Origin of the sequence: Nonomuraea sp. NPDC052634 (assembly GCF_040678535.1) — a bacterium.
Lineage (GTDB): Bacteria > Actinomycetota > Actinomycetes > Streptosporangiales > Streptosporangiaceae > Nonomuraea > Nonomuraea fastidiosa.
Window position 1 is genome coordinate 55797 of sequence record NZ_JBFATY010000018.1, and the last position, 12899, is coordinate 68695.

The following is a 12899-nucleotide window of genomic DNA, read 5'->3' on the forward strand; positions in this document are numbered from 1 at the left end:
ACCCCATGGACCCCCTCCTCATGCGTGGATGGACGCAGCCCCGCTCCCGCCGCGACCTCTTCAGGCTCGCGGGCGCATCCGCCGCAGGACTCGCCCTTGCCGCCTGTGGCGTGCAGGGGCAGAAGCAGGCGCCGCCGAAGCCCGACGCCGTGGCCGATTTCTGGGCCAAGCAGACCAAGCACGGCAAGGTCGTCTTCGCGAACTGGCCGGAGTACATGCCGGAGGACAAGGGACCGCTGGAGCGGTTCAAGAAGGACACCGGCATCGCGTACGAGTACAAAGAGGTCATCCAGGAGAACGCCGAGTTCTTCGGCGCGGCCGACCCGGTGCTGCGGGCCGGTCAGTCGCTGGGCTACGACATCGTCGTCATGACCAACGGCATCCAGCTCCAGCACTTCCTGGAGCTGGGCTACGCGATCCCGCTCGACCACTCCAAGCTGCCGAACTTCCAGGCCAACGCCGGGCAGAAGTACAAGGAGCGGCCGTACGACCCGGGCAACAAGTACACGGTGCCGTACACGTCCGGGGTGACCGGCATCGCGTACAACACCAAGTACGTCAAAGAGGACATCACCAGCATCGAGGCGTTGTTCGACCCCAAGTACAAGGGGCGGGTCGGCATGATGAACGACGCCCAGGAGATCGGCAACTTCGGGATGTTCGCGCTCGGCATCGACCCGGAGAAGTCGACCGAGGCGGACTGGCGCAAGGCCGGGGAGAAGCTCAAGGCCCAGCGCGACGCCGGAATTGTCCGGAAATATTATGATCAGTCGTATATCGACGCGGTGGCCAAGGGCGACGTCTGGGTGACCATGGCCTGGTCCGGCGACGTCTTCCAGCGGCAGCTCGCCGGCGAGCCGGTCAAGTTCGTGGTGCCCGCCGAGGGCGGCACGATCTGGACCGACAACATGCTCATCCCCAAGGGCGCCGCCAACCCGGTGGACGCCCTCATGCTGATGGACTACCTCTACCAGCCGGCCGTGGCCGCCGAGCTGGACGAGTACATCCAGTTCGTCACCCCGGTCCCCGCCGTACAGGACCTGCTGAGGGAGAAGGCCAAGACGGCCAAGGGCGAGGCCAAGAAGAACCTGGAGAGCATGATCGACAGCCCGCTCATGTTCCCCACCGAGGACGACTACGCCAAGCTGCGCACGTACACCCCGCTCACCAACGAGCAGGAGCAGGTGTTCAACCCGATCTTCCAGTCCATCACCCAGGCCTGACCATGCGGCGGCTCACCCCCTACCTGCTCGCGCTGCCGAGCTGGCTGTGGCTGGCGATCTTCCTGGTCGTGCCCATGGCGGCGATGGCCTCGGTGTCGCTGCAGACGGGCAACGCCATCGACGGCTACGCGCTGACGTTCAGCTTCTCCAACTACAGCGACGCGCTCGCCCGCTACAGCACCCAGCTCGGCCGCTCGCTCTGGTACGGCGCGCTGGCCACCGTCGCCATGCTGATCATCGGCTACCCGGTGGCCTACTGGATCGCGTTCAAGGCCGGCACCCGCAAGTCCGTCTACCTGTTCCTGCTCCTGCTGCCGTTCTTCGTCTCGTTCGTGCTGCGCACGATCTCCTGGAACTTCCTGCTGTCGGACAACGGCATCCTGTTCGGCACGCTGAAGGACTGGGGGCTGCTGCCCGGCGACTTCCACGTGCTGGCCACCACGTTCGCGGTGGTCGGCGGGCTGACGTACAACTTCCTGCCGTTCATGATCCTGCCGATCTACGTGTCGCTCGAACGCGTGGACCCGCGCGTGGTCGAGGCCGCCCAGGACCTGTACGCCACCCGCGCCGCCGCCTTCCGCCGGGTGGTGCTGCCGCTCTCGCTGCCCGGGGTGTTCGCCGGCGTGCTCATGACGTTCGTGCCCGCCACGGCCGACCCGGTCAACGCGGCCATCCTCGGCGGCACGTCCAACACCATGATCGGCAACATCATCCAGACCGAGTACCTGGTGAACCTCGACTACCCGACCGCGTCGGCGCTGTCGTTCACGCTGATGGCCGTGCTGCTCGTCGGCATCTTCATCTACGCGCGGGCGCTCGGCACCGAGAACGTCCTCGAGGCGGCGGCGCGATGAGGGGCACCAGGCTCGGCGACCGGCTGCTGCACCTGTACACCTGGCTGATCATCATCTGGCTGTCGTCGCCGATCGCCGTGATGATCCTCTTCGGTTTCAACGACAAGCGCAGCAAGTCCAACACCACCTGGCAGGGCTTCACGCTGCGCTGGTACGCCGAGCTGTTCGAGATCTCCGACCTGACCACGGCGCTGCGCAACTCGCTGGTGATCGCCGTGGTCAGCACGGTCGTCACCGTTGTCATCGGCACCATGCTGGGCCTCGCGCTCGGCCGGCACCGCTTCCGCGGCGCGGGGACCACGAACTTCCTCGTCTTCGCCGCCATCTCCACGCCCGAGCTGGTCATGGGCGCCTCGCTGCTGTCGCTGTTCGTCTCGGGCAACGTGCCGCGCGACGCGATCACGATCATCATCGCGCACGTGCTGTTCTCGCTGTCGTTCGTGGTGGTGACCGTACGGGCCAGGGTCGTCGGCCTCGACCCGGCGCTGGAGGAGGCGGCACGCGACCTCGGCGCGACCGCCTGGGGCACGTTCCGCCAGGTCACGCTGCCGTCGATCATGCCGGGCGTGCTCGCGGGCGCGATGCTCTCCTTCGCCCTGTCGATCGACGACTACGTGGTCACCAGCTTCGTCAACGGATCGACCGTCACGTTCCCGCTGTGGATCGTCGGCGCCGTCAAGACCGGAATCCCGCCGCAGGTCAACGTCATGGGTACGCTGATCTTCGGTATCGGGGTGCTGATCGCGATCGCCAATGCCGTCGCGGCGCGGCGGCGTGCCTGAGACCATGTCGCACAACCACCCCTCCGCACCTGCGCGGAGGGGCTTTTCGCACATGATCGGCTGCTGACCAGGAACAGGGAGGCGAGATCGGATTCCGGCGGGGGGAACCCGCGCGTGATCACCTCATTGATCCCGCTAATTTCATTCATCACACATGTAGACATGTAGGGAAGTGGGATTTGTGGATCCGCTGAAGGCGCTGGCTGATGCGGAGCGCAAGCCGTACTGGCTGGACAGCCCGGCCAGACCCGAGCCGCAGGCGCGGCTCTTCGGACATACCACCGCCGATCTGGTCGTCGTCGGCGGCGGCTTCTCGGGCCTGTGGACGGCCCTGATGGCCAAGGAACGCGATCCCTCGCTCGACGTCGTCCTGCTCGAAGGCCGCAGGATCGGCTGGGCGGCCACCGGCCGCAACGGCGGGTTCTGCATGGCGACGCTCACCCACGGCCTGGCCAACGGGCTGGAGCGGTGGCCGGAGGAGATCGACAAACTCGAACGCATGGGCGTGACCAACCTCGACGAGATCGAGGCCACGCTCACCCGCTACGGCATCGACTGCTCGTTCGAGCGCACCGGCGAGCTGCACGTCGCCACCGAGCCCTGGCAGGTGGACGCGCTCCACGAGCACCTCGACATCATCTCCGACCTCGGGCTCGACTACGTGCCGCTCGATGCGGAGCAGGTGCGCGCCGAGATCGACTCGCCCACCTACCTGGGCGGCCTCTGGGAGCGCAGCGGCTGCGCCATGCTCGACCCCGCGCGGCTGGCCTGGGGGCTGCGGGAGGCCTGCCTGCGGCTCGGCGTACGCGTCCACGAGCGCACCCCCGTGCGCGCGCTGCACGACGACGGCAAGACGATCACCCTGCGCACCCCGCACGGCGCGGTCGCCGCCCGCCAGGTGGCGCTCGGCACCGGCGTCTTCCCGCCGCTGCTGCGCCGGCTCAAGCACTTCGTGGTGCCGGTGTACGACTACGCGCTCATGACCGAGCCGCTGACCGACGAGCAGCTCGCCTCGGTGGGCTGGCGCAACCGTCAGGGCGTCGGCGACTCGGGCAATCAGTTCCACTACTACCGGCTCACCGACGACAACCGCATCCTGTGGGGCGGCTACGACGCCGTCTACTACAACGGCGGCCTGGTCAAGCCGGAGTACGAGCAGCGCGACGAGACGTTCGTCAAGCTCGCGGGGCACTTCTACGAGACGTTCCCGCAGCTCGACGAGGTGCGCTTCACCCACCGCTGGGGCGGCGTCATCGACACCTGCAGCCGCTTCAGCGCCTTCTACGGGCAGGCGCACGGCGGCCGGCTGGTCTACGCGGCCGGCTACACCGGCATGGGCGTCGGGGCCACCCGCTTCGGCGCGAACGTCATGCTCGACCTGCTGTCCGGCAAGCCGACCGAGCGGACCGAGCTGCGCATGGTGAAGGAGAAGCCGATTCCGTTCCCGCCGGAGCCGGTGCGTTCCGGGGTTATCCAGTTCACCCGCTGGTCGATCGCCCAAGCGGACCAGCACCAGGGCAAGCGCAACCTGTGGCTGCGCGCGCTCGACCGGATGGGGCTCGGCTTCGACTCCTAGCGCCTGATGCGGGCTTGACTGCGGGCCGCGCACCGAGGGGCGGGCCGCCGGTGACGGCCGCGCGCCTGGCCGGTGCGCGGCCTTGCCCGGGCAACGGCGTGCTGAAGGTCTGTCCAGGAAAGCCCTAGTGTGAGGGATGGGCCGGTGATGCCGGGCATGTTCACGTACGACCCCCGTCGAGCTATCGGGGGTTGGTGGCGTGCGTGCGAGATGGATGCTCCTCTGGCTGAGCCTGACGCTCGTGGCCGGCTGCGGCAGCGAGCCGGCGTCCGTGGCACCGCCTGAGGCCGGGCGGGCCGGGGCGGGCATCCTCGTACGCCCCCCGGCCAAAGCCGTCCGCTGCCTGCTCGCGATCCCCAACCCGCGCGGCGCGGCCCTGGCCCGCACCCGGCTCCAGCGCGATATCGCCCGCTACCTCGCGGGACGCCCCGGCCGCATCGTCTACGGCGCGCTCGACCTGGTCACCGGCGTACGGATCGGCCAGGGCGAGCACCAGAACGACATGATCACCGCGAGCGGCGCGAAGGTGGACATCCTCGTCGCGCTGCTGCACCGGCGGGACGCCGGGCTCAGCGAGGGTGAGCGCGACCTCGCGGAACGCATGATCAAGGAGAGCGACAACAAGGCCGCCGACGCGCTGTGGTCGCGCGTCGGCGGCGGCGGTGCGATGAGCTCCTTCTACCGGGACATCGGCCTGCGGGAGACCACACCCGGGCCGAGCGTCTACTGGGGCGGCACCAAGACCAGCCCCGCCGACCGCATCCGGCTGCTGCGCGTGCTGGTCAAGGGCGGCAAGGGGCTGACCAGGGCCGACCGGCGGACGGTGCTGGAGCTGATGGAGCAGGTTCAGCAGGACCAGGCGTGGGGCGTCAGCGCGGCGGCCAGGCCGGGCGACCGGGTGGCGCTCAAGAACGGCTGGACGCCCAGGCCGTTCATCCAGAACACCTGGGCGGTGACCAGCTATGGGCGGGTCGCGGGGCCGGGACGCGACCTGCTGCTGTCGGTGCAGACCGACCGGCAGCCGGGGGAGGGGACGGGCATCGAGACCATCGAGGGCGTGGCCAGGATGATCGGGACGCGGCTCGACGGCCTCGCGCCCACGACCACCCGGCCCTGCCCCACCAACCCCACCCCCTGAGCGGGCGGCCGTCCGGCCGGGGAGCGGGCCGCGCGCCCCTGAGCGGGAGGTCGGGAGCGGGCCGCGGCCGGCATCTCCTCCGGGATGACCTTCGGCACGCCTCGCAGGCCCACCAGCGCGAGCAGCGCCACCGCGGCCAGCATGCCCGCCGTGACGTACGACGCCAGGTGCATGCCGTCGAGGAAGGCCGACTGCGCGGCGCGTACGAGGCCGGCCGCCTGACCCGCGGGCAGTCCCTCGGCCACGGTGAGCGCGCTCGCCAGCGACTCGCGCGCGGCCTCGCCCCGCACCCCCGCGGGCAGCTCCAGATTGCTCCGGTACGCGCCCGTCAGCACTGTGCCCAGCACCGCGATGCCGAGCGCGCCGCCCAGCTCGAACGCCGTCTCCGACACCGCCGCCGCCGCGCCCGCGCGCTCTCGCGGGGCCGTGGCCAGCACGTTGTCGTTGTTGACGGTGAACGCGAACCCGATGCCGATCCCGCCGATCACCATCGCGGGCACCAGTGTCAGGTAGGTCAGTTCGGTGCCGAGCGTCGTGTAGTAGAGGAACGCGCCCGCGTTCATCGCCAGGCCGAGCGCGACCACGCCGTTCCTGCCCGGCAGCGGGATCAGCCGGGCGGCCAGCACGCCGCCGACCGCGCCGCTCAGCCCGCCGGGAAGCTGCGCCAGGCCCGCCGGCAGCGGCGACCAGCCCAGCACGAGCTGCAGGTACCAGGAGAACATCAGCATCATCGCCGACATCGCGAAGATCGCCAGCAGGTTCGTCAGGATCGAGGCGCTGAACGCCCGCCGGGCGAAGAGCCGCACGTCGATCACCGGGTCCGCCAGCCGCCGCTGCCGCAGCCAGAACCAGCCCAGCAGCACGACCCCGGCCGCCCCCGCCACCAGCACGTCCGTGTGCTCCAGGCTCGATCGCCAGCGGCAGACCGTCGAGCGCCCGGCAGATCCGTACGACGTCCGCCCGGTTGCCGTCGTCCACCGCGAACCCGGGACGGACGGCGGCCGCCCGGTCGGCGAACAGCCGCACCGCCGGGTAGCCGAGCGGGTCGTCCGCCTCCGGTGGCGGCAGCCGCAGCGGCGTCACCGGCAGCAGCGACTCGCCCGTGATGCCCAGCGCCTCCCTGCTGGTCGCGAGCACGCGCAGCCGGGGCAGGCGGCCAGCAGGTGGTCGGCCAGCTCGGCCGTCTCCGCGATCAGGTGCTCGCAGTTGTCCAGGATCAGCAGCAGCTCCCTGCCGGCCAGCGCGGACACCAGCCGGTCCACGGGATCGACGTGGTGACGCTCGGGGACGTGCGTCGTGGCGTCGCGGATGTCCAGGCCCGCCAGCACCGCCTGCGACACGCCGCCGGAGATGGGCGCGAGCGGGACGAAGCACACCTCGCCGGTCTGCCGCGCCGCCGCCTCGATCGCGAGCCGGGTCTTGCCCGCCCCGCCTGGGCCGACCAGCGTGAGCAGCCGGCCGTCCCGCAGGCTCTCCTCGACCTGGCGCAGCTCCTCGGTACGGCCGACGAAGCCGGTGATCTGGCCGCGTAACCCCGACCCGCAGCGGCCCCGGCCGCCCGTTCCCCGGCGGTCTGCCGGCGGCCGACGGCTCCGAGCCGGCCGGAGGGATGGTGGAGTGGGCGAGCGCTGCGGCGACGGGCTCGGCGGCTGCGGGCGCGGGCTTGGCAGCCGGGCTTCCGGGCGGCGTGAAAGCGGGGCGGGTGGGGGAGGCGATCGGCGGGTGGGGTGGCGGGGCCAGTGCCGGGTCGGCCCGCAGGACGGCCAGGTGGGCGGCGGCCAGTTCTGGGCCGGGTGTGACGCCCAGCTCCTCGTCCAGCAGCTTCCGCGCGTCCTCGTAGACGGTCAGCGCCTCCGCCTGGCGGCCGCTGCCGTACAGGGCGCGCATGAGCTGGGCGGCGCGCCCCGCCACAGCTCCAGTGCCTCGCGCAGCAGCGCCGCGGCCCGCCCGGCGTCGCCGCCGGCCAGCGCCTGCCGGCCCTCGCGGGCCAGCCGCTCGAAGCGGCGGGCGTCCACGTCCTCGGGGCCGGCGACCAGCCGGTAGCCCGCCGGGTGGAACTCGACGCGGTCGCGGCCGAGCGCCCTGCGCAGCCGGGAGACCTGGGACTGCAGCGCGTTGGCCACACCTTCGGGGGATCGCCGCCGTACATGCCGGCCACCAGATGTCCGGCGCCGACGATGCGGCCCGCATCCAGGGCGAGCAGGGTGAGCAGGGCGCGTACTCGGGGCCCGCCCAGCTCCACCGGCTCGCCGTCGGCCCGCCACGCGGCGGTGGGGCCGAGGATCCGGAAGCGCATACCTTCGATTATCAGCGCAACGTGGCGGCGATCTCCTGATAAGTCGGGATGGGCGGAGCGGGCTCCCCCCGTACGCCGAGCGCCGTGCCCAGCGCCGCCCCCAGCGCGGCCCGGTAGAGCAGCGACCCGGTGCTCACCCTGGCCACTCCGGCCTCGGCGAGCCGGGCGAGCGGCGGGCCGTCGGGCTGGTAGAGCACGTTGACCGGCAGCGGCGTGGCGGCGACCACCTCGGCGATCGCGGCGGGGTCGCTCAGGCCGGGCACGAAGATCCCGTCGGCGTGGCCGTAGGCGCGTACCCGCTCCAGAGTGTCGCCGGTCTTCAGCCAGCACGTGTCCGTACGTGCGTTGACGAACACCCCGTGGCCCTTGGCGGCCTCGATGATGCGCTGGTGCAGCTCGATCGGGCGCAGCGTGCCGTCGGGGCGGCCGTCCTCCAGGTTGACGCCCGCGACGCCGATCGCGGCGAGCGTCGCCACCAGGTCGGACACCTCGCCGGGGTCGTCGCTGAACCCGCCCTCGATGTCCACGGTGACCATGACGCCGAGTCCGCTGATCGTCTTGGCCAGCCCGATCGTCTCGGCCTTGGTCGCGCCGGCCGCGTCCGGCTTGCCGTGCACGGCGGAGACGCCGAGGCTCGTCGTGCCGATCGCGGGGAAGCCATGGGCGGCGAGCAGTGCGGCCGAGCCGTAGTCCCAGGCGTTGGGCAGCAGGAAGGGGTCGCCGGGGCGGTGCAGGTCGCGGAAGTTCACGGCAGCAGTCCCTCCAGCACGCCCGCCGCCAGGGCGAGCGCGTGGGCGGGCCCCGGGCAGGGGCGCACGCCGTGGCCGAAGGTCAGGTGCGGGGAGTGCGCGCGGTGCGGGTCGAAGCGTTCCGGGTCGGGGAAGACATCAGGGTCGCGGTTGGCGGCCACCAGGTCGATCGTCACCTCGTCGCCCGTTTCCGTGTCGATCCTGCGGGTGACCGTGAGCGGCGGATCGTGCCGGAGCGTCTCGCGCAGCAGCGCGTCCGCGTCCGTACCAAGGGTGAGACGGCGCAGCGCGTGCTCGATGAGGGTCTCGGTGGCGGTGTGGGCCTGGAGGAGCAGGGTGATCTCGGGGATGCCGGTCGTGGCGAGCAGCTTCGCGACGGCGGCGTCGGCGGCCGGGCCTGACTCGCCCGACAGGTAGCCGGCCGCGGCGTCGGCCACGGGAGCGGTGTCCGCGACGCCGAGCGCGGCCCCGAGCACTTCCGTGGGCACTCCGCGCCAGTCACCGTTTCGCCGTTCGGTCAGCGCCCTGGCCCGCACCCGCAGCTCAGCGGGATCGATGCCGTCGAGCAGCGCGACCAGGGCGCGGCGGCGCTCGGCGTGCGTGGCGCCGGTGCTGAAGCGCGACACCCTGGCGCGCAGCCAGGCCAGGGTTGCCTCCGCGCCGTCCTGAGGGACGGGAGGCGGCACGTACCTGGGGTCGGCGAGCACGGCCTCGGCTGCGGCATGGCGTGTGATGAGCATGGAGCCACGCTAGGACGGCGTTCCTTCGACGCCGCCCGAAGTGTGGGCGTCATGCGGCCAGCCGCTCCTGCTCGCCCGGCCGCTCGGGGTGGTCAGAGCGCCGCTCCGCCGGGACCTGGCCCGTGCTCGCGTGGTCGTGCGCGGTCCTGACGGCCGGGCGGCCTGTGGCGGTCGCCACCGCCATGGTGACGAGCAGCCCCATCTCGGCCAGCACCACGGCGCGCTCCAGCAGCCCGTAGTAGGCCGCGCCCCCGATGAGCGGCGAGGTGAACGAGGCCGGGTGGGCGGCCAGGTAGACCGCGAGCGACACCCCGGAGACCACGGCCATCGAGCGCACGGCGTTCCAGCGGGGCGCGCCGCCGCGTCCCCTGGCCAGCGCCCAGCCGGCGACGGGCAGCGAGGTGAAGACGATCGCCGCCGACCAGCGGTGGATCTCGCCGGACACCGTGCCCACCTGCGAGGTCCCCGGGTCGGTCGGGAAGATCGCGCTCATCATCAGCCCGGCGGCGCCGGCCACCAGCAGCACCCTGGTCGCCGCGGTCCGCGCGGGATCGGCGGCGGCCAGCCCGTACGCGAGACTCAGGCACGCTCCCGCGAGTGCCAGCATCCCGATGAGCACGGGCACCAGGCCGCCGGGGACCAGCGCGTAGTCGCTCAGCAGCACCTGCCAGGGCAGCGTCACCTCCGCGTAGACCAGCGCGCCCGCCGACACCACGGTGAGGAGCACTGTGCTCCACAGGGTCCGGCTTCGCGTCATCGCGCCACCTCGTCGTAGATGCGCTCGAACCTGGCCAGCGAGGCCTGGTCGTCGTGGGTGAGCGCCATCTCCCTGCTGGCCTTGCCCATCTTGGCGCGCAGCTCGTCGTCGGTGAGGATCGTGGTCAGGTGGCGGGCCAGCGCGACGACGTCGCCGGGCTGGTAGAGGTAGCCGTTGGCGTCGACCAGGTGCGGCAGCGCCATCGCGTCGGCGGCCACCACGGGCAGCCCCGAGGCCATGGCCTCCAGCGTCGCGATGCTCTGCAGTTCGGCGATGCCCGGCATGCCGAACACGTCGGCGGCGGCGAACACCTGCGGCATCGACTCGTCCGGCACGAACCCGAGGAAGAACACCCGGTCGCCGACGCCGATGCGCCCCGCCAGCCGCTCCAGTTCGGCGCGCTGGTTGCCCTTGCCGACCAGCGCGAGCTGGGCGTCGGTCTCATTGAGCACCATCGGCAGCGCGCGGACCAGCTCCTCCAGGTGCTTCTCCTCGTCGAGGCGGCCGACGAACAGCACGGTCGGCCGGTCCGGCAGGTCGAAGTTCTTGCGGGCCCACGACTTCGGCTCGGGGCGCGGGTGGAACCTGGTCAGGTCGATGCCGCAGGAGACCGCCTCGACCTCGCGGCGGAAGCCTTGGTCGGCGAGGAGCTTGGCGGCCAGCGGGGTGGGCGTGGTGATGTGGTCGGCCCGGTTGAAGACGCGGCTGAAGTCGCGCCAGGCGAGCCGGCCCGCCTGCTTGCGCAGCCGCGCCGGGATGTGCGCGAACTGGAAGAGGTTGTCGGGCATGAAGTGGTTGGTGGCGACGATCGGCACCCCGGCGCGGCGGGCGGCGGCGATGGCGGCCCTGCCGACCACGAAGTGGCCCTGGGTGTGCAGCACGTCGGGGTTGATGTCGGCGATCAGCCGGTCGAGCCGGGTCGGCACGGTGACCCGCATCGTCGGGTGGACCAGCAGCGGCGCCGAGCGCAATCGGTGCACGACCACGCCGTCCTCGACGTTCGCGGTGGCCGGGCCGGTCTCCGACTGGCACACCACGTGCACCTCGTTGCCGCGCGCGGCCAGGCCGGTGGCCAGGCGGTGCGTGAAGTACGCGGCGCCGTTCACATCCGGCGGGTAGGTGTCGGTCGAGATCAGCACGCGGCGGGGCCGCTCGGGGGCGGGGCGGAGCGACGGGGCCTGGGGGGTGCTGTGCAGAGGCATGGCCATGAGAGGTGACTCCATCTTCATTACGGACTCAGGGTCGGCCGGGATTTCGGTCAGAGACATCAGCGGGTTTCCAGTGGGCTCGTTCTGGCCAGGGCCACGGTGCCCACGGCCGTCAGCAGCGCCGCCACGACGGGCAGGACCCCGGTCGGCAGCGGCTCGCCCAGCAGCAGCGCGCCGAACGCGACCGCCGTCAGCGGGTCGGTGATCTGCAGGGCGGCGAAGGAGACGCCGAAGTGCCCGACGGCGTAGGCACGTTGCAGCATCATGAGCGCGAGCAGGGCGGGGACGGGCAGTGCCAGCAGGTACCACCAGTTCCAGCCGCCGTCCACCAGCACGCGCATGAGCGTGGCGGTGGCGCCGTACAGGACGCCGGAACTGGTGGCGAGCAGCGCCGCGCGGCCGGCCGGCGAGACGACCTGCGAGGCCGCCCACAGCAGCACCGCGGCCACGCCGGCCACGCCGAGCAGGGTCAGCACGCCGCTCGGGCTGAGATACGTGGGCCCGTCGGACTCCGGCACCAGCAGCACCAGGCCGACCAGCCCGGCCGCCACCACGACCGCGGCCGCCAGCTCCTTACGTGAGGGCCTGCGGTTGTGCAGCGCGGCGGCGAGCGGAAGCGCGAACAGCAGGCTGGCCACGCCCATCGGCTGGACGACGGTGAGCGGGCCGAGCCCGAGCGCGACGATGTGCAGGCCACCACCCGCGAGGATGGACGCGCCGCCGAGCAGCCAGCGCGGCCTCCGCAGCAGGACGAGCAGCCCCGGCTTGGCGGTGCCGACCGCCTCGAACTGCTGCAGGGCGGCTCCGAGCGCGAAGAACAGCGAACCGACCAGGGCGATCACCGCGGCCAGCACAGTCATTGCGCACTCCTTTCGAACGGATGGTCACCTGGCAGGGTCAAAGGGACGTGTCCACCGGAAGGCGTTCCGGGGAAGCCTGGGTGGCGCGCCGCTTCCTGACCCAGCGCACGACCTCCACCACGACCGTGATGGACACCGCGATGCCCAGGCCCAGCAGCAGCCCCTTGATCGGGTCCTTCTCGAACGCCATGCCGCCGAAGTAGCCGATCAGGCCGGAGTACAGGCCCCACGAGCCCGCCGCGATCGCGTCGAAGAAGCTGAACGAGCGCAGCGGATGCCGTACGGCGCCCATGGTCAGCGTGGTCGCGGTGCGGCCGCCCGGGATGTACCTGGCCACGACCAGGACGAGCCCGCCGCGTTCCGCCAGCGCGTTCCGCGCCCAGACCATCGCCTTCTTCTCCCGCAGCCTGCCCGCCGACTTGTTGCCGATCAGGTACGAGATGTGGTCACCCGCGAACGCGCCCAGTGCCGCGACCACAATGACCAGGACCAGCTCGGTCTGGCCCGAGGCCGCGAACACCGCCGCGGTGATGACGGCCGTTTCGGCCGGCACGACCGGGAAGAACCCGTCGAGCACCGACAGGGCGAACAGCGCGACATACAGCCACGGCGACGACATCACTTGTTCAAGGAAGTCGAGGATGGCGTGCGACATGGGCGCGTACTCCGATCGTTGGGGGCACCACACAGACTGTCCGTGCGGGATGTCCCGGGGT

At 71.7% G+C, this 12899-nt stretch carries 14 protein-coding genes and 2 pseudogenes; 6 read left to right on the top strand and 10 right to left on the bottom strand.

Going from position 1 to position 12899, the window contains the following annotated elements; all coding sequences use genetic code 11:
- Positions 1–20 precede the first annotated feature (20 nt).
- The 5 genes and pseudogenes from AB0K67_RS38880 to AB0K67_RS38900 all read left to right on the top strand — a co-directional run.
- Positions 21–1223 (top strand): spermidine/putrescine ABC transporter substrate-binding protein, encoded by a 1203-nt coding sequence (locus tag AB0K67_RS38880; RefSeq protein ID WP_364070190.1) that lies wholly within the window; start codon positions 21–23, stop codon positions 1221–1223.
- Between the two features lie 2 nt (positions 1224–1225).
- Positions 1226–2077: an ABC transporter permease gene (locus AB0K67_RS38885; RefSeq protein WP_364070192.1), complete on the top strand. Its 852-nt coding sequence runs from the start codon at positions 1226–1228 to the stop codon at positions 2075–2077.
- Positions 2074–2859 carry an ABC transporter permease gene (locus AB0K67_RS38890; RefSeq protein WP_364070195.1) on the top strand — a complete coding sequence of 262 codons (786 nt, stop codon included), beginning with the start codon at positions 2074–2076 and terminating at the stop codon, positions 2857–2859. The genes AB0K67_RS38885 and AB0K67_RS38890 overlap by 4 nt, the downstream gene beginning before the upstream one ends.
- 181 nt (positions 2860–3040) lie before the next feature.
- Positions 3041–4435, top strand: a complete 1395-nt coding sequence (locus tag AB0K67_RS38895) for an FAD-dependent oxidoreductase (protein ID WP_364070197.1) — start codon at positions 3041–3043, stop codon at positions 4433–4435.
- Between the two features lie 502 nt (positions 4436–4937).
- Positions 4938–5348: pseudogene (locus AB0K67_RS38900) on the top strand (serine hydrolase); the annotation flags it as partial.
- A gap of 47 nt (positions 5349–5395) precedes the next feature.
- Here the strand turns inward: AB0K67_RS38900 and AB0K67_RS38905 are convergent.
- The 4 genes and pseudogenes from AB0K67_RS38905 to AB0K67_RS38920 all read right to left on the bottom strand — a co-directional run bounded on the left by AB0K67_RS38905 (position 5396) and on the right by AB0K67_RS38920 (position 7696).
- Entirely contained in the window at positions 5396–6463 is a 1068-nt protein-coding gene (locus tag AB0K67_RS38905; RefSeq protein ID WP_364070199.1) for an MFS transporter, read from the bottom strand.
- A 189-nt stretch (positions 6464–6652) separates the two neighbouring features.
- The gene (locus AB0K67_RS38910) at positions 6653–6949 is read right to left on the bottom strand and encodes a hypothetical protein (protein ID WP_364070201.1); all 297 of its coding nucleotides are present in this window, start codon (positions 6947–6949) and stop codon (positions 6653–6655) included.
- 421 nt (positions 6950–7370) lie between these two features.
- A pseudogene (locus AB0K67_RS38915) lies at positions 7371–7460 on the bottom strand (BTAD domain-containing putative transcriptional regulator); the annotation flags it as partial.
- The gene (locus tag AB0K67_RS38920; protein WP_364070204.1) at positions 7418–7696 is read right to left on the bottom strand and encodes a BTAD domain-containing putative transcriptional regulator; all 279 of its coding nucleotides are present in this window, start codon (positions 7694–7696) and stop codon (positions 7418–7420) included. The gene AB0K67_RS38920 and the pseudogene AB0K67_RS38915, both read right to left, overlap by 43 nt.
- Before the next feature lie 38 nt (positions 7697–7734).
- Here AB0K67_RS38920 and AB0K67_RS38925 point away from each other — a divergent pair, with 38 nt between their 5' ends.
- On the top strand, positions 7735–7908 hold the full coding sequence (locus AB0K67_RS38925; RefSeq protein WP_364070206.1) for a hypothetical protein: 174 nt from the start codon (positions 7735–7737) through the stop codon (positions 7906–7908).
- Here AB0K67_RS38925 and AB0K67_RS38930 read toward each other — a convergent pair.
- From AB0K67_RS38930 to AB0K67_RS38955, 6 genes are all read right to left on the bottom strand, one after another.
- Complete coding sequence (locus AB0K67_RS38930; RefSeq protein ID WP_364070208.1) at positions 7881–8618, bottom strand: isocitrate lyase/phosphoenolpyruvate mutase family protein; 738 nt, start codon at positions 8616–8618, stop codon at positions 7881–7883. The genes AB0K67_RS38925 and AB0K67_RS38930 overlap by 28 nt on opposite strands.
- The gene (locus tag AB0K67_RS38935) at positions 8615–9358 is read right to left on the bottom strand and encodes a cytochrome P450 (RefSeq protein WP_364070210.1); all 744 of its coding nucleotides are present in this window, start codon (positions 9356–9358) and stop codon (positions 8615–8617) included. The genes AB0K67_RS38930 and AB0K67_RS38935 overlap by 4 nt, the downstream gene beginning before the upstream one ends.
- A gap of 49 nt (positions 9359–9407) precedes the next feature.
- Positions 9408–10115 carry a DUF998 domain-containing protein gene (locus AB0K67_RS38940; protein ID WP_364070213.1) on the bottom strand — a complete coding sequence of 236 codons (708 nt, stop codon included), beginning with the start codon at positions 10113–10115 and terminating at the stop codon, positions 9408–9410.
- The gene (locus tag AB0K67_RS38945) at positions 10112–11317 is read right to left on the bottom strand and encodes a glycosyltransferase (protein WP_364070272.1); all 1206 of its coding nucleotides are present in this window, start codon (positions 11315–11317) and stop codon (positions 10112–10114) included. Before AB0K67_RS38945 ends, AB0K67_RS38940 begins: the two co-directional genes overlap by 4 nt.
- Positions 11318–11382: 65 nt before the next feature.
- Positions 11383–12183 carry a DMT family transporter gene (locus AB0K67_RS38950; RefSeq protein WP_364070215.1) on the bottom strand — a complete coding sequence of 267 codons (801 nt, stop codon included), beginning with the start codon at positions 12181–12183 and terminating at the stop codon, positions 11383–11385.
- A 37-nt stretch (positions 12184–12220) separates the two neighbouring features.
- Entirely contained in the window at positions 12221–12838 is a 618-nt protein-coding gene (locus AB0K67_RS38955; protein ID WP_364070217.1) for a DedA family protein, read from the bottom strand.
- Positions 12839–12899 lie beyond the last annotated feature (61 nt).